The organism is Shinella sp. GW821-FHT11G07, assembly GCF_058808115.1.
The window spans coordinates 743,826-759,399 of sequence record NZ_JBXARJ010000001.1 but is presented as its reverse complement, the minus strand read 5'-3'; the positions used below and the strand labels follow the sequence as shown (position 1 = coordinate 759,399).

Annotated in this window: 13 protein-coding genes; 4 read left to right on the top strand and 9 right to left on the bottom strand. The window is 62.6% G+C overall.

Annotated elements, in window-relative coordinates; translation table 11 throughout:
- The first annotated feature begins 45 nt into the window (after positions 1 to 45).
- The 3 genes from AC1RT2_RS03275 (at position 46) to AC1RT2_RS03265 (ending at position 2,392) form a co-directional block, all read left to right on the top strand.
- Entirely contained in the window at positions 46 to 954 is a 909-nt protein-coding gene (locus tag AC1RT2_RS03275) for an AraC family transcriptional regulator (RefSeq protein WP_493099441.1), read from the top strand.
- Positions 955 to 1,091: 137 nt separating this feature from the next.
- Entirely contained in the window at positions 1,092 to 1,910 is an 819-nt protein-coding gene (locus AC1RT2_RS03270) for an SDR family NAD(P)-dependent oxidoreductase (protein ID WP_493099439.1), read from the top strand.
- A gap of 131 nt (positions 1,911 to 2,041) precedes the next feature.
- The gene (locus AC1RT2_RS03265; RefSeq protein ID WP_493099437.1) at positions 2,042 to 2,392 is read left to right on the top strand and encodes a type 2 periplasmic-binding domain-containing protein; all 351 of its coding nucleotides are present in this window, start codon (positions 2,042 to 2,044) and stop codon (positions 2,390 to 2,392) included.
- A gap of 67 nt (positions 2,393 to 2,459) precedes the next feature.
- Here AC1RT2_RS03265 and AC1RT2_RS03260 read toward each other — a convergent pair whose 3' ends face one another.
- The 9 genes from AC1RT2_RS03260 to AC1RT2_RS03220 all read right to left on the bottom strand — a co-directional run bounded on the left by AC1RT2_RS03260 (position 2,460) and on the right by AC1RT2_RS03220 (position 14,295).
- A complete protein-coding gene (locus AC1RT2_RS03260; RefSeq protein WP_493099435.1) occupies positions 2,460 to 3,368 on the bottom strand; it encodes a CehA/McbA family metallohydrolase in 909 nt (302 codons plus the stop codon).
- Positions 3,358 to 5,025: a dipeptide ABC transporter ATP-binding protein gene (locus AC1RT2_RS03255; protein WP_493099433.1), complete on the bottom strand. Its 1,668-nt coding sequence runs from the start codon at positions 5,023 to 5,025 to the stop codon at positions 3,358 to 3,360. The genes AC1RT2_RS03260 and AC1RT2_RS03255 overlap by 11 nt, the downstream gene beginning before the upstream one ends.
- 2 nt (positions 5,026 to 5,027) lie before the next feature.
- Positions 5,028 to 5,903, bottom strand: coding sequence for an ABC transporter permease (locus AC1RT2_RS03250; protein WP_493099431.1), 876 nt, complete (start codon positions 5,901 to 5,903; stop codon positions 5,028 to 5,030).
- Positions 5,896 to 6,873 carry an ABC transporter permease gene (locus AC1RT2_RS03245; RefSeq protein ID WP_493099429.1) on the bottom strand — a complete coding sequence of 326 codons (978 nt, stop codon included), beginning with the start codon at positions 6,871 to 6,873 and terminating at the stop codon, positions 5,896 to 5,898. The genes AC1RT2_RS03250 and AC1RT2_RS03245 overlap by 8 nt, the downstream gene beginning before the upstream one ends.
- A 55-nt stretch (positions 6,874 to 6,928) precedes the next feature.
- Entirely contained in the window at positions 6,929 to 8,524 is a 1,596-nt protein-coding gene (locus tag AC1RT2_RS03240; protein ID WP_493099427.1) for an ABC transporter substrate-binding protein, read from the bottom strand.
- A 229-nt stretch (positions 8,525 to 8,753) separates the two neighbouring features.
- The gene (phnY, locus tag AC1RT2_RS03235) at positions 8,754 to 10,208 is read right to left on the bottom strand and encodes a phosphonoacetaldehyde dehydrogenase (protein WP_493099425.1); all 1,455 of its coding nucleotides are present in this window, start codon (positions 10,206 to 10,208) and stop codon (positions 8,754 to 8,756) included.
- Positions 10,209 to 10,236: 28 nt separating this feature from the next.
- Complete coding sequence (gene phnA, locus AC1RT2_RS03230; protein ID WP_493099423.1) at positions 10,237 to 11,505, bottom strand: phosphonoacetate hydrolase; 1,269 nt, start codon at positions 11,503 to 11,505, stop codon at positions 10,237 to 10,239.
- 122 nt (positions 11,506 to 11,627) lie between these two features.
- On the bottom strand, positions 11,628 to 13,301 hold the full coding sequence (locus AC1RT2_RS03225; RefSeq protein ID WP_493099421.1) for a Na/Pi cotransporter family protein: 1,674 nt from the start codon (positions 13,299 to 13,301) through the stop codon (positions 11,628 to 11,630).
- A gap of 127 nt (positions 13,302 to 13,428) precedes the next feature.
- The gene (locus tag AC1RT2_RS03220; protein WP_493099419.1) at positions 13,429 to 14,295 is read right to left on the bottom strand and encodes a LysR substrate-binding domain-containing protein; all 867 of its coding nucleotides are present in this window, start codon (positions 14,293 to 14,295) and stop codon (positions 13,429 to 13,431) included.
- A gap of 96 nt (positions 14,296 to 14,391) precedes the next feature.
- Here AC1RT2_RS03220 and psrA point away from each other — a divergent pair, with 96 nt between their 5' ends.
- The gene (psrA, locus tag AC1RT2_RS03215; RefSeq protein WP_493099417.1) at positions 14,392 to 15,519 is read left to right on the top strand and encodes an iron-containing alcohol dehydrogenase PsrA; all 1,128 of its coding nucleotides are present in this window, start codon (positions 14,392 to 14,394) and stop codon (positions 15,517 to 15,519) included.
- Positions 15,520 to 15,574: the final 55 nt, after the last annotated feature.

The following is a 15,574-nucleotide window of genomic DNA, read 5'->3' as shown; positions in this document are numbered from 1 at the left end:
TCAGGATGGTGGCACCACTGGCCACCGATGTGCAGGAATGAGGCCATGAGCATTTCCATCACGCCCGACCTGGATGACCCCGACAGGGTTCCGCGCGCCGTTGTAGGCCTCGCCATCGAGCTTGATGCCCTGCGCGAAACCGAGCCGCACCGCCATCGCAAGGCGCAATTGCTTTATGTGGTTGGCGGCGTCATCACCGTGGAGGCGGCGGGCGGCATCTGGACCGTGCCGCCCCATTGCGCCATCTGGATTCCGAGCGGCGTCGAGCATGTCGCCCGCACGGCGGGGCGAATTTCGGTCGCCAACCTCTATGTCGATCCCGATCTTGCAGAGGCCCTGCGGGATCAGTGCGGGATACTCTTCGTGCAGCCTTTGCTGCGCGAACTCATCCTGCGCTTCGTCTCAGGCCCGTCGCTCTATCCCGAGGGCGATACGCGCGAAGCGCGGCTCGTCTCGGTCCTGCTCGACGAATTGCTGGCCGCACCGCTCGAACCCCTCCATCTGCCGATGCCGACGGAACGGCGCCTGCGACGCCTTGTCGAAACCCTCGTCGACGATCCCGCGGTACGCTTCACCATCGAGGAATGGGGCGCGCGGGTGGGGGCGAGCAACCGCACGCTGACCCGCCTCTTCCAGCGCGAGACGGGCATGTCCTTCGTGCGCTGGCGCCAGCAGCTGCATGTCGGCCTCGCCTTGCAGCGCCTTGCCTCCGGGCAATCTGTTACCAATATCGCCCTCGACCTCGGCTATGAAAGCCCGAGCGCCTTCATCGCGATGTTCCGGCGCATGCTCGGCACGACACCGGCCCGGTATTTTACCGAAGCCGCCTTCGGTGACCTTGACCGGGGAAACCGCCGATTGCCGAAGCGCGATAACCCACCGCAGGCCGACATCCTTCCAAAAGCGAAAATCGTTGCCTTCGACGCGGCCGGCCGGCGACACGGGAAACCCTGATCGCAAAACTTGGCCGGATCGGCGCATTCTCTGGCCCGGGTCGGTTAGCCGCCGGGCGGGCTCCTCCCTTAGCCTTCCGGGGACGGCTGAGGGACGTTCCCCGGGAGCCGGAAGTATCAAATTGAGGACAATCGACCATGGGCGAAAAGATCTGGTTCATCACGGGAGCCTCGCGCGGGCTGGGGCGGGTTTGGGCGCAAGCTGCCCTTGCGCGCGGCGACAAGGTAGCCGCCTGCGTGCGCGATGAGGCAAGCCTTGCGGAGCTCAGCGAAACCTATGGCGCGGCCTTGCTGCCCATCGAACTCGACGTGCGCAGCGAGGAGGATGTGCGCCAGGCCGTGCACACTGCAATCACCGTCTTCGGGCGGCTCGACGTCGTCGTCAGCAATGCCGGCTACGCGATCTTCGGCACCGTCGAGGAGACGGACGAGGGGCATGCGCGGGCGCAGTTCGACACGAATTTCTTCGGCACGCTCTGGGTCGTGAAGGCCGTGCTGCCGCAACTGCGTGAACAGGGCGGCGGGCATATCCTGATCACCTCGAGCCTTGCGGGCATCATCACCTTTCCGACGGCCGGCATCTACAACGCGACGAAATGGGCCGTGGAGGGGCTGGGGGAGACGCTCGCCTCGGAAGTCGTGGACTTCGGAATCAAAGTGACGATGATCGAGCCCGGCGGCTACGATACGGATTGGCGCGGCAGCTCCGCCACGCAGATGCCGACGATGCACGAGTATGATGGACTGCGCGACCGGCTGAAAGCGGCAAACGGATCCCGCAAGCTCGGCAATCCCGCCGCGACGGCCGAGGCTATCCTGCTCGTCGTCGATGCCCCGTCGCCACCACTGCGGCTCTTCCTCGGGGAAACCGCCCTCGGCATCGCGCTGAACTGCTATGCCGACCGGCTTGCGACCTGGGAGGCCTGGGCGGACGTTTCGAAACGCGCCCAGGGTTGATCGAGATAACAATACGTGCGGCCGGGCCGTCGACCCCGGCCCGCTTTTTGTCATGCCCGTCTGCGCGCCCGGGCCTTTCCGCTGAACACGCCCGATGATCTGATGCACCACTCCCTTCTGCACGAAATGATATGTCCGCGTGGGAGGAGTGGGCGTCGGCCTATATGCAGGAACGTCCGGCCCTGTCCCGAGGCACTATTTTTCGAGAACCCTGGCTTGCCATCCGGGAGGCAATCAATGGGGGAGGCGTTGCCCTTGCCGACGACTTCATGATCGAAGACCTCTTGCGCGCCGGTACGCTTGTCGCGCCATTCGACGAGAGGCTTCCCATTCCGCAGCGCTACCAGCTCGTGCAAAAGTCGATGGGCGGACGAGCCGGCCTTGCAAGACTGTTTTCCGATTGGTTCTTGGATGCACTCGCAGATCACGACGCCGCGTTGAGCTCATTGCTCGGAACACGCCGTCCGGCTGCCGAGGCGTGATCGGCAGCCAATTCGTGTGGTTAACGAGCCATCAACGCGACGGTCCGGGGCGGTGCGTGCGTCTTGACTACACGTAGATCGGATTCGACCAGGCAACCTTGCCTGCCTCATCGATGGCGACGATACGGCACCAGTCGCCCTTGAACTTGTCGATCGGTAACTCGGCACGCGTCATGGCCGTGCCCCATTGTTTTTCGTTTCGCGAGGCGCGGCCGACGATGGAGATTTGGAAGACAGGGGAGGTTTCTATGATCAGCAGGCCGTTCTCCATCCGTATATCCTCGAATTTCGGCCCTTGGCTGGAATAATAGTGGCCAAGCTTCAACGCTGCGACCAGCGCTTCGGGCTCATTGGCCTCCGCCTTGACCATGACCCAGCCGCCGAAGGCGTCGCGGTTCTGGTCTTCCCCTGCAACGAAATGGGCGTCGTCGCAGGCAAGCGCATTGATCCGGCGGCCTGAATTGAGGAGATCGTCCAGATAGTAGGAGCCGCCGCCCCGTGCGTTTAGAACCTGGCTGGTGTGGTTGTAGACTTCGACCGCATGGGCGCCGGGGATCGAAGCGGCGTCGGCCATGCTCAGCGCGTACCATTCCGGATGGGGGATGGCGACGAAGGCACCGGCATCGAGGCAGCGCTGGGCGATTTCAGGGCCTGTCTCGCCTTCACCGTTCGGGGGGAAGTCGATGGGCAGGCCAACCGCCAGAACGTGCCATTTTTCGCCTTGCTCGGTTGCGGGCGCATGGCACTCGGCGCCGAGAATGGTCGTGAAGTTGTTCGTCCGAAACGGCCGCGTATCGGCGATCGGATAGTTGTAGTGGGGCATGAAGTGATCCGACAGGCAGATGAAATCATATCCGCGCTCGCGATAGCGCTCGCAAACCTCTTCGGGGGCAAGTTTGCCGTCGGAAAGGGAGGAGTGGGTGTGGAGATTGCCGCGATAGAATTTTCCGGGCGCGGCGAAGGCCTCAATTTGCATGCTTTCTGGTCCTTTGTGCGAGCTGTTCGGACGCCGTGGAAAAGGCGGCCAGCAGTTTTCGGGTATAGTCTGAGGACGGCGCTTCGAGCACCGCCTGCGTGGGTCCGTAGTCGCGGATGCGGCCACCCTCCAAAACAAGAATAGCGTCCGACATTTCGGCAACCACGGGGAGGTCGTGCGAGATGAAGAGGTAGGTCGTGCCGTGCTCGCGCTGCAGGCGCTTCATGACCTTGAGCACGGACGACTGGACCGTGACGTCGAGCGCGGAGGTGACTTCGTCGCACAGGATGAGGTCCGGCTTGCCGGCAAAGGCGCGGGCGATGGCGACGCGTTGCTGCTGGCCGCCTGAAAGCTGCCGCGGGGAACGAGACAGAAAACCGGCATGGAGGTCGAGTTCTTCCAGCAGTGCCACCGCCTGTTCGCGCGCGGCTGCACGCGTCATGCCGAAGAAGAACTGCAACGGTCGGGTGACGATCTGCTCCACGGTGTGCTGCGGGTTCAGCGAGGAGGCGGGATCCTGGAAGATCATCTGTATGCGCCGGCGCAGATCGCGAGCGCGGTGGGTCGCCAGGCCATGCAGAGGCTTGCCATCGAACTCGATTGCGCCCGGCGTGCAATCGATCAATCCGGCGACGAGGGAGGCGAGCGTTGATTTTCCGCTGCCGGATTCGCCCACGACACCGAGCGTTCCACCGGCGGGGATGGAAACGGATATGCCCGAAAGGGTCTTGGGAGGCCCGCTGTGCAGGAACAGCCGCGAGATCGGATTGAGCCCGCCGCGATTGCCGTAAGAGAAGTCGAGGCCATTGATGGTCAGGTTGGCCGGCGCGGCTTGCAGGCGCGCAGGTGTGTGTGGGCGGCGTTCCAGACGAGGAATGGCGGCGACGAGCGTGCGCGCATAGTCCGTTTTCGGCGTGGTGAAGACCTGGTCCGTCGGCCCGTCTTCCAGCACCTTGCCGTCCTTCATCACCAGAACGCGCTCACACATGCGGGCGATGACGTTGAGGTCGTGGCTGACATAGATGAGGGTCGTGTTGGTGCGCTGCTGCAGCCTGCTGACGAGATCGAGGACCTGGGACTCGACCGTCTTGTCGAGTGCTGTGGTCGGCTCGTCGAGGATGATCAGTTCCGGCTCTGCGACGAGGGCCGCGGCAATGACGACGCGTTGCCGCTGGCCGCCCGAAAGCTGGTGCGGGTAGCGATCGTAGATCGCCGCCGGATTAGGCAGTTCCATCGCTCCGAGAAGCTCGATCGCCCGGTCCTTTGGACGTTTGCCGTGATCGGCCCTGTGCAGGCGGATCAATTCCGTCAGGTGCTGGCCGATCGTCCGATGGGGCGTAAGGGACGAGAGCGGGTTCTGTGGAACCATGGCGGCCCGGCCGCCGCGAAATTTCAAGAGGTCGGCGGCGTTGAGTGTCAGGATATCAGTGCCGGACACGGTGATCGTGCCGCGCGCAATACGGGCGCCAGGCCGGGTATAGGCGAGGAATGCGCGCGCCAGCGAAGATTTTCCGCAGCCGCTTTCGCCGACGATGCCCAGCGTCTCGCCCCTGCGAATGGAGAAACTCACATTGTCGACCGCCGGTACTTCGGTCTTCGGGCCGGTCTTATAGACGAGCGTTAGGTCACTGACCGTGATGTGCGGGGTTTCGGCCATGGTCAAAGCTCCGCGGTCGTGATGCCGAAGGCGCGTGCGAAGCCATCGACCATGAAATTGACGCCGAGGATCAGGCTCGAGAGCATGATGGCTGGCAGCAGGAGGAACCACGGATCCGTATAGACGACCCCCATGGCCTCCTGCACCATCAGGCCCCAGTCGGGTGTGGGCTGGCTGATGCCCAGACCAAGGAAGGACAGCGCGCTGATGCGAAGCACGGCCGAGGAGATCCTCACTGCCAGCTCGACACCGATGAGACCCGTCAGATTGGGCAGGATCTCACGGAGCATGATGGCCAATCGTGATTCCCCCCGCAGTTCCGCCGCCCGCACGAAGTCCAGCGTCGACAGGCTGATCGTCTTGGCACGCATGACGCGCACGACGCCCCATGTGTAGACGACGGCGATGACGGGAATGAGCATGACGATATCCTTGCCGAGCGCCAGCGTGAGGATGGCGATCAGGATGATGTCGGGGATGGCCATGACGGCGTCGATGAAGCGCATGATCGCCTCGTCGATGCGGCCGCCGACGTAGCCCGCCACCATGCCGAGGAAGGTGCCGACGGCAATGGCGATGGCGACGCCGCAGAAGGACACGAGCAGCGCGATGCGACCGCCCTCGATGATCCGGCTGAAATAATCGCGGCCGATCTGGTCGGTACCCATCCAGAATTCCGCCGACGGGCGGGCCAGCGGCGCGCCCACGAGCGCGCTTGCGTCGTGCGGAGCGATGAGCGGGCTGAACAGGGCGAGGCCCAGATGGATCGCCACGAGGAGGACGCCGACGAGCGTCATCGGTTCGCTCAGCGCACGGCGTATCTTGGAGCTGGATCGCCGGGAAAGCGCGATCGAAACGATGGTCTTTGTGTCAGACATTCTGGAACCTCGTGCGAACGCGTGGGTCGAGGACGAGCACGGCGAGATCGGCGATGAGGTTGGCGACGACCACTGCGAGCGCCGCAAGAAACGCGATCGCCTGGATCGTGGGGATTTCCCGTTGCGAAATGGCACGCAGCAGTTCGCCACCGGCGCCTGGATACTTGAACACCGCCTCGACCACGACCGAGCCCGCAAGGAGGCCGGCGACGAATGTGGCTGTGCCGTTGAGCATCGGGATCAGGGCGGAGGGGAGGGCGTGCCGTATCGAGATCCGCCAGGTGGGAATGCCCGCCAGCCGGGCGCGCTCAACGTAATCGCTGCTGAGGGCTTCCACCATGCCGGCGCGCAGAAGACGGAACTGATAGGCGGCGCCGTGAACGCAGAGTGCGATGACAGGCAGGACGGCCGCGCCCAGGATCGTCATTTTCGGGGCATCCGTCGGCGCGAGTATGACTGCCGGAACGAGGCCGAGCCAAACCGAGAAGACAATGACGAAGAGGTTGGAGACGACGAAATCGGGCATCGAATAGGTGAACAGCGTCGCGCTGCTGATGGTGTTATCCAGGCGCCCACCCGGCTTCAGGCTTGCGAAAACGGCGAGCACGACGACGATCGCCAGCATGACGACCAGAGCCATGCCCGCCATGATCGCCGAGTTGATCATCGGATGGACGATCCGATCGGCAACGGGTTCGCGGCGGACGAGCGTCTGGCCGAAGTCGAACGTGAAGAGGTTTTGCCAGACTTCGGCGAACCGGACCGGTATCGATCGGTCCAACCCAAGTTCGGAGCGCATCTGCGCAAGCTGTTCCTCGGTGTAGAAAGCCAGCTCTTCAGCGGGGATCGTCGCGGTAAGGGCGTCCCCCGGCAGCACTTCCGTCCCGAGAAAGACGATCAACGACGTCAGTGTCAGGATGAAGAAGGACAAAACGAGACGTCTGCCGATCAAAGTGACGATGCCGGACATTCAGATCACCATTTCCCGGGTCTATGAAAGGGGTGGGAGCCTGCGTGCGTTGCCATCAGGATTCCACCCAGCAATCGTCAAAACGGGTTCCCCAGTTCTGGGAATGCGACTTCAGGTTTTTGACCTTCGGAAGATGGGCGAGCATGTTGCGGCGGCCGCCAAGCACGATCGCGGGCGTATCTGCCTGCGCGATGCGCTGCAGTTCCTGGTAGTTCGCGAGGCGCTTCTGGTCGTCAGGTTCGGCGATCGTCTCCTCGAAGAGTTTGACGAACGCGTCGTTCTTCGCACCGGTCCAGCCCGCGGACTCTACTGGATTGGACACGAGGCGCCCAAGGTTGATGGCAGGATTGCGTGGGCCGACGAGACCGGCATTCGGCCGTCCGAAAGGCGGGTTCACCTGTTTTACATAGGCGTCGAAGCCATCCGTCGGCATTTCGCGCAGTTCCACATTGATGCCGGCCTTTTTCCAGGATTCGGCGACGATCGCCATGACACGCGGCATTTCCGGGAATGACGGCGAGAAGACGATCACGGGAAGGTCGATGCCGTCCGGATAACCGGCCTCGGCAAGGAGTTGCCGCGCCCGGTCCGGGTCAAAAGGCTTGTCGCGTGCCACGAACTCCTTGTTGATGCCGGACATCTGGGTGTCGTTGCCGACCCAGGAGCCGGGGTCGTTATAGACGACGGTGTTGATGGCGTTTCGGTCGATGCTGAGGGACATCGCCTCGCGCACTTTCGCATCGTTCCAGGGTAGGGTGAGGTTTTTCGGCAAGCCGATCAGGAACTGGTCGCCGCCGGCCGATTTGTGAACGAGGCCGCCCGCTCCTTCGAACTGGCCGGCCGTGGTCGGATCGATGTTGAAGACCGCATCGAACTGACCGGAGCGGAAGCCGTTGATCGCCGTCTGCGAGGTGACGACGTAGCCTTCAAGTTCGTCGAGGAAGGGACGACCCGAAAGCCAGTAGGTCTCGTTTCTGACGGCGTTGAAACCGCGACGGTTGTCGACCTGCACGAGTTTGAAGGGACCAGTGCCTATGCCGTCCGTAAGGATCGCATCCGGCGCGGCAGCCGGGACGACGGTCAAGCGATACTCGGCGAGGATGAAGGGAAACTCTGCATAGCCGGAGTTCAGGGTGAAGCGAACACCATATTTGCCGTTCGGCTCGATCTTCTCGAACCACTTGTTGAGGAAGCTGCTGGCCTTTTGCGTAATATGCGCCTCGAAAGAGGCGACCACATCCTCCGACGCCATTTCCTTGCCGTTGTGGAACTGGACGCCTTCGCGAAGCTTGAATTCCCAGACCTTCAGCGTGTCGTCGGCCGGGTTCCAGCTCTCCGCGAGTTCGGCTTGAAGATTGAAGTTGTGGTCGACCCAAAGCAGGCAGTTCCACACCGAGCGAGTCAGAAGGTCGATCCAGTAATAGGGGTGCTTGCCGTTGTCGGACGTACCGACAGCCCAGTTCGGGTAGGTCTGGCCATAGACCAGTTTGCCGCCCATTTTCGGAACCGCACCCGATGGCAGTACTGCCCAAGCGGGCAGTTCACCAGCCCGTGCCGCGCTGTTGCCGAACGGCGGCGAAGCACCAAGCGCCAGAGCGCCGAGACCGAGCATCTGAAGAAAATCGCGTCTCGATTGCGAATGCATTGTCATCTGCAGGTCCCCGGCGTTTGTAATTGATATATCAGTTCTCACGGGACCATTTCATTTCCGGGCATGCCTATCAAATACGAACTCTCAATGTGTTCGATAGTTTAAAGCTATACGAGAGCGGAAATCGATTGATTTTCTGCACAACAGAGAGTTGCACGCATAAAAATCGCCGGAACGGGTGCTCTCCGTTCCGGCGCAGGTAGTCGAGGGAGGATCGTTGTGTGGCCTGTTACCAGGGCAAGGAGAATGTTTTGACGTTTGTAAAGGACTTCATGGCCTCGATCACACCTTCCTTATAGCCGTTGCCGGAATCCTTGATGCCGCCGAAAGGGCTCATCTCGATGCGATAGCCGGGCACTTCCCAGATGTTCACGGTGCCGACCTCAAGGCCAGCGATGTATTTCTGCATACGGCGGAAATCGTTGGTGCACACGCCGGAGGAGAGGCCGAAAGCGGTGGAATTGGAAAGCGCGATCAGCGCGTCATCGTCGTCCGGTGTGCGGATGATCGGGATAATCGGGCCGAATGTTTCCTCCATAACGAGTTCCGAGCCGTGCGGCACGCGGTCGACGACGATCGGCGGCAGCAGGGCGCCCTTGCGGCCGGGATCGTAGAGCACGTCGGCGCCCTGTTCGGCGGCCATGTAGACCCGTTTTTCGAAGAGGGCGGCGGCCTTTTCGTGCACGACGGTGCCGAGCTGTGTGGCGCGGTCCATCGGATCGCCGAAGGTGATCGCCTTTGCCCGCTCCAGCACCATCGGTACGAAGCGATCGGCGACACGCTCCTGGCAGAGGATGCGCTTGACGGCGGTGCAGCGCTGGCCGGAATTCTTCGTGGCCCCTGCCACCGCCAGGTCGGCGGCTCTCGCAAGATCGTCGTCCGACAGGTCGTTGAGAATGATCAGCGGATCATTGCCGCCAAGCTCCAGCACCTGGCGCCTGTAGCCGGCCTTCGAGGCGATCAGCTTGCCGACCGGCACGCCGCCGGTAAAAGTGATCAGGTCGATATTGGGGTTGGTGATCATCTCGTCGCCGATCGCCTGTGGCCAGCCGGTGACGACCGAAAGCATTTCTGGCGGCAGACCTGCCTCGTAGAGGATATCGGCCAGCACCAGCGCGGTCATCGGGGTCAGTTCCGTCGGCTTGACCACGATGCAGTTGTTGGTGGCGATCGCCGGCGCGATCTTGTGCGACACCATGTTGAGGGGATGGTTGAACGGCGTGATCGCCGAGATCGCCTTCAGCGGCTCGCGTGTCGTAAAAATCTTGCGCTGCTTGCCGTGGGGCGTGAGATCGCAGGAGAAGATCTGGCCGTCGTCCTGGATGCACATCTGCCCGGACAGCGTGAACACATCGAAGGCACGACCGACTTCATAGAGCGAATCCTGCTTGGAAATGCCGAGCTCCAGCGTGACGAGGTCGGAAATCTCCTCCTTGCGGGCATTCAGCAATTCGGCCGTGCGCAAGAGGATCTTCTGCCGGTCGTAGCGCGTCAGCTTCGACTTGTAGTTTGCGGCAATCTCGAACGCCTGGCGCGCGTGCTCGGCGGTGCCTGCCGGCACGGTGCCGATCACCGTGTCGGTATAGGGGTAGTGCACATCGACGACACCGTCGGCATCGACCTTCCTTCCGGCGATGCGCATCGGTTCATGGCGGACTTTGATGGACGTCTCGGGGCGGGTCATGGCTGTCTTCCTCTCGATCGATTTCCACTCAGGCCCGCTTGCCGGCCTGGGCCGCCGCCATGACCGCATAGTAGAAGGCGTCGAAATTGCGCAGCTTCGGCGCATCCGGCTGATCGGGTAGGACCCGGTTGGTGATGAAAGGCACGGCCTGTTCGGTCAGCCCACCATGGGAGCGCAGCGGTTCGTTCAGCGCTGCGAGGTCGTGGCGGTGCTCACTGGTGCCGATCGTCTTGTTTTCGGTGGAGAGCATGACGATATCGCCGATGCGGTCTTCCGGTAGCTCAAAGCGGCGGCAGGCGTCTTCCCGGCCGAGAACGAGGTCGATACCCTCGATTTTGCGCAACCGGTCCATGAGGGCGGCGCGGTCGGCGTCTTTCGGCAGGTACGCCGTGGCGAACGAACCGAGCGCGCCGTGATGCACGACATAGGGATCGGTGATCGGCAGGATGACGCGGGCGACGTCCTTGCCGAGCCATTCGTCGAAGAGATCCTGGGCATAGACGACATCCGGCGAGCCATCAGCCTTGTGCTTCGGCTTCATGCCGTGATCGGCCGTCACCACGATCGCGGCGCCGAGCGCGTCAAGTTCGGTGAGATACCTGTCGAACATCTCGTAAAAGTCGTTCGCCTGCTTCACGCCGGGGGCATATTTGTGCTGCACGTAGTCGGTGGTCGTCAGATACATGACGTCGGGACGGAATTCCTTGAGCAGCTTGACGCCGGCGGCGAAGACGAATTCCGACAGTTCGGCCGAGTAGACTTCCGGCACTGGGCGACCAAGCCATTGCGAAGCATTGTCGATGCCGTTCTCAGCCTTGGTTGTGGTGTTGGCCTTTTCTGAAGAGAAGCAGATCGCGCGGTCCTCGTCATAGGCAAGTCCATGGCCGAGCAAGGCGCGCAGCTTGTCCTTGGCGGTGACGACGGCGACGCGGGCGCCGGCATCGTAGAAGGCCTTGAAGATGGTGGGCGCGCGCAGGAACTTCGGGTCGTTCATCATCACCTCTTCGCCCGTCGCGGGGTTGTAGAGGTAGTTGCCGCAGATGCCGTGCACCGCCGGTGGACGGCCGGTCGCAATCGACAGGTTGTTCGGGTTGGTGAAGCTCGGGATGACGCTATGGGCGGTACGCACGGTGCCGGTCTTGCGCATGCGCTCCAGCGTCGGCATCAGGCCGGCTTCGATTGCCGCGTCGAGGTAGGCCGGCTCGCAGCCGTCAAGGCAGATGGCAATCGCGGGAACCTTCGGCCACTGATAGTCGCGTCCGTTGGCGGTGACGGTGATGGGTGACATCTGGTTCATAACGGGCGTCCTTTCCTGAGAGCGGAGCGAGCGTCGCGCGCCGGTCCGCATGAGTTTCCTGATCTATCTGACGCAAAAGCGTCTATCTGAAAAATTGCAATTCTGAATTCGATCGATAGATCCTAGCTATGATTTGTGTTGGCTAGACGACTGGTCAGCAGATCGCCGCTACGGGTGAGGATCGGATAGGCGATGGTCACCAGAAGTGAATTGATCTCCTTCAGGCCGCGCGCGATCTCGATATGCATACCGCTCGTCTCGATGCTCTCGGGTGTGCCGGATTGCAGACGGCGCAGATGCCGGTCGTGCGTATAGCGCGCCATTTCCCGCATCTTCTCCTTTTCGAGCACGAGCTGGCGCGCCGACGGCGGATCCTGCGAGATGAGCACGTTGAGGGAAAGATGCATGTTCTCGACGACCTGGGCATGAAGGTCGACAAGTTCCGCCCAGCCTTCGCTGGAAAAGCGCCAGTTCTTGTCCGCCCGCTCCTCTGCAAGAACCAGCAGGTTCTTGGCGATGATGTCGCCGGCATGTTCGAGATTGATGGCGAAGTCGGTGAGCTCGATGCTGCGCGATGCCTCTTCGGTGGTCATCGTGCCGCGGTTCACTTCGGCGAGGTAGAGCTTGATGTCGGTGTGGGCCTGGTTGACCGCGTTGTCGATGTCACGCACGCGGGTGATCTCGACGCGCTCTCCTGCGCGCAGGAGATCCATAACGGGGCGGACCATGATCTCGACGAGCTCGCCCATGCGCAGGAGTTCGCGCGTTGCGCTGGCAAGCGCCAGTCGCGGGGTGGTGATTACCGAGCGGTCGAGCGCGGTGACGCGATTTTGCAGCGGATCATCGCTTGCGGCCTTGGCCTCCACATCCGGCAGCAGGCGGCCGACGAGGCGCGTCATCATGGCAACGAAGGGCAGGCCCGCCAGAACGAGCGCCGCATTGAAGAGCACATGGAAATTCACCAGCGCATCCGCCGGCCCGTAGCCGAGCACTGCAATCGGCGGCGCCGTCGTTTCCACGACGGCCATGGCAGCGAGCGAAGCCGTCGCACGGAAGAAGAGATTGCCAACGGGAATGCGCTGGGCGGCGGGCGGCATGCCGCGCGACAGCCAGAAAGCAATCAGGCCGCCGCCGAGATTGGCGCCGAGCACCAGCGGCACGGCGGCCTCCAGCGGCACCAGCCCCTGTCCGGCAAAGGTCGCGACCATAAGGATCGCCGCGACGCTGGAATGGATGAGCCAGGTGAAGAGCGCTCCGACCAGGAAGGCCGTCACATAGTCCTCGGCGAGGTAGCCCGAAAGCGATGGCAGCATGGCGCCATCGCGCAGCGGCGCCGTCGCCGTGCCGATCAGGCGAAGAGACAGGAGCACGAAGCCGATGCCGAGCACCATGCGGCCGATTTCGCGCGTCCTCCTGCCGGAGAATTTCAGATGAAGCACGCCGCCGGCAAAGAGGCAAACCGGAACAAGCCAGCTGAGGTCGAAGGACAGCACCCGTACGACGAGCGCCGACCCGAGATCGGCGCCGAGTAGCAGGGCAAGTCCGGTCGGAACGGCGAGAATACCGTTTGCCGCGAAGCCGCAGGCGAGCATGGCGACGGCAGTGGAGCTTTGTAGCAGGATGGCGGCTGCGGTTCCCCCGGCCGCTGCCCTGCCATGGCCCTGCCGCGCGGTGCCGAGCATGGAGCGAAGCGCGCCGCAATAGGCATTCTCCATGCCGCTTCGCACCATGTGCACGGCGAAGAGCAGCAGCATGGTTGCACCGGCGAGGTGCAGCAGGACGGCGGAGAGATGCATCGGCTCATTCCCTGTTTACGGAACACATCCATATGTGTTGAACGCGGGACAGTCGGCCGAGACGGTATATTCGTCAATTTTAAAGTTTCTATGGATGTATAGATTTCGCCTATAGGTGACGGAGCCGTCAGGGCGCCAGCACCGTCTTCATGAAGGCCTCTATCTTGGGCGAACCCCGCCGTTCCACGAGGCAGCAGAGCCGGTATTCGGTCTGGACACTGGCGTCCGAAAAGCGGATCGTGCCGAGGCGAGGATGGGCGACGAATTCGAAATCGGCGACGACACCAATGCCGAGACCACGCTCGACGGCCTTCCACACGCCCTCGCGGCTGCCGATTTCGAGCAGTGGCTTGATCGGCACATTCGCCTCCAGGGCCGCCTGTTCCAGAGCACGCCGCGTCGTCGATCCCACTTCGCGCAGGATGAGCGACTGATCGGCAAGTTCCGTGATTGAAACCTCCTCGCGCCCATACCAGGGGTGATCGACATTGACGAAGACGACGACGTCATGGGTGCTGAACGGCACGGACGAGATCCGCGGATCGTCCACGGCATGGGCCAGGATCGCCACGTCGGATTCGAGATCGAGGACGCGCTGCAAGGTCTGGTCGGAATTGCCGAGCAGCATGCTGACCTTGATCGCTGGATACTTTGCAAGGAAGAGCGCCACCATCTCGGTTGCATGGAACGGCCCCACGGCGGCAAGGCGCAACTGGCCGGTTTCGAGCTTGCCGCTGCTGAGCAGCAGCTCCTCGGCTTCCTCGTGCATGCTCATGATGCGCTTGGTGACATCGAACAGGGACATGCCTGTTTCCGACAGCTCGACCCGGCGCCCCCGGCGCACGAACAACTCGACGCCGTAGCGATCTTCCAGCTCCTTCACCTGGGTCGTCACGGTCGGCTGGCTGATATTCAGCACATTGGCCGCGGCCGTGAAACCACGGTTTTCCGCGACCGCATGGAAGGAGCGAAGGTGGGTGAATACTATAGCCATAGTCTATGATAAACGGCGGAGATTTGTATTAGTCAATAGATGGCGAGTTTGCCAGACTGTTCCTGCCTATCAATTTCGCAGAACAGGAATTTCGTCGTGTGGTCTTATCGCAACCCCGTTGACGTCCGTTTCGGCCCCGGCAGCTTTGCGCGATTGGCCGATGCCATCGCCGGTCGCAGCTACGCCCTCGTCACCTATGGCGACGCCTTTTTCCGCGGGCTCGCCTCTCGCCTCGAGATGGAAGCCGGCGCACCGGTCCTCGTCATCGACGACATCGCCCCCAACCCGGACATCGCCCTTCTGGAAGTCCAGACGGCCCGCTTTGCCGGACTTTCCCGGCAGCCGGAGGTCATCGTGGCGCTCGGCGGTGGCTCGGTCATCGACTCGGCCAAGGTCTTTGCCGCCGCGCGCGGCGACTTTGCCGCCATGGATGCCTATCTCAAGAAGCGGGCCGGCGCTGGCACCATTTCGCCCTGGTCGCTGATCGCCGTGCCGACGACCGCCGGCACGGGCAGCGAAGTCACCTGCTGGGGCACCGTCTGGGACAATGCGGGCGGCGTCAAATTCTCGCTCGCCCATCCCGGCCTCTATCCGGAATATTCGATCGTCGACCCCGAGCTCATGATCGGCAAGCCGAAGGACCTTACCGTCCAGACCGGTCTCGACGCCCTGTCGCATTCGCTGGAAAGCCTGTGGAACCGGAGCGCCAATCCCGTCTCCATGGCCCATGCGACCGCTGCCGCCCGCGGGGTGCTGTCCACCCTGCCGCTGCTCGTCAACGATCTCAGGAATGTCGAGCTCCGAGGCCGCATGGCGCGTGCCGCAACGCTCGCCGGCTTTGCCTTCTCAAACACAAAGACGGCCATCGCGCATTCGTTGTCCTATCCGATCACGCTGCGCCACGGCGTGCCGCATGGCATCGCCTGCTCCTTCTCGCTTCCCATGATCATCCGCAGTGTCGCCGGGGAGGGCGGTATCTGCGCGGAGGGTCTGCAGGCGGTCTTCGGAACCGATGCGTCGAAGGCGGCCGAGCAGCTGGAAGCATTCCTGAACGGATTGGGCGTTGCCACGGACTATCGCCACTACGGGATCGGCGAGCAAGAATGGCGTGATCTCATCGCCGACGCCTTCGAGGGCGAGCGGGGGCAGAACTTCATCGGCAAACGGGAGGCACTTCTGGCCGTCGCCGATGGCGAGGGAAGGAAACAGATGGCAGTGGCTTGATCGAAACAGGAGGCCGCGACGCCGGATGATCCGGCATATCGGCAGCAATCACTTT

Excerpts from the sequence above, each read along its gene's own strand:
- AC1RT2_RS03250 (WP_493099431.1), bottom strand. The coding sequence starts at position 5,903 with ATGTCTGACACAAAGACCATCGTTTCGATCGCGCTTTCCCGGCGATCC.
- AC1RT2_RS03240 (WP_493099427.1), bottom strand. The coding sequence starts at position 8,524 with ATGACAATGCATTCGCAATCGAGACGCGATTTTCTTCAGATGCTCGGT.
- AC1RT2_RS03225 (WP_493099421.1), bottom strand. The coding sequence starts at position 13,301 with ATGCATCTCTCCGCCGTCCTGCTGCACCTCGCCGGTGCAACCATGCTG.
- phnA (WP_493099423.1), bottom strand. The coding sequence starts at position 11,505 with ATGAACCAGATGTCACCCATCACCGTCACCGCCAACGGACGCGACTAT.
- AC1RT2_RS03220 (WP_493099419.1), bottom strand. The coding sequence starts at position 14,295 with ATGGCTATAGTATTCACCCACCTTCGCTCCTTCCATGCGGTCGCGGAA.
- AC1RT2_RS03265 (WP_493099437.1), top strand. The coding sequence starts at position 2,042 with ATGTCCGCGTGGGAGGAGTGGGCGTCGGCCTATATGCAGGAACGTCCG.
- phnY (WP_493099425.1), bottom strand. The coding sequence starts at position 10,208 with ATGACCCGCCCCGAGACGTCCATCAAAGTCCGCCATGAACCGATGCGC.
- AC1RT2_RS03245 (WP_493099429.1), bottom strand. The coding sequence starts at position 6,873 with ATGTCCGGCATCGTCACTTTGATCGGCAGACGTCTCGTTTTGTCCTTC.
- AC1RT2_RS03260 (WP_493099435.1), bottom strand. The coding sequence starts at position 3,368 with ATGCAAATTGAGGCCTTCGCCGCGCCCGGAAAATTCTATCGCGGCAAT.
- AC1RT2_RS03255 (WP_493099433.1), bottom strand. The coding sequence starts at position 5,025 with ATGGCCGAAACCCCGCACATCACGGTCAGTGACCTAACGCTCGTCTAT.
- AC1RT2_RS03270 (WP_493099439.1), top strand. The coding sequence starts at position 1,092 with ATGGGCGAAAAGATCTGGTTCATCACGGGAGCCTCGCGCGGGCTGGGG.
- AC1RT2_RS03275 (WP_493099441.1), top strand. The coding sequence starts at position 46 with ATGAGCATTTCCATCACGCCCGACCTGGATGACCCCGACAGGGTTCCG.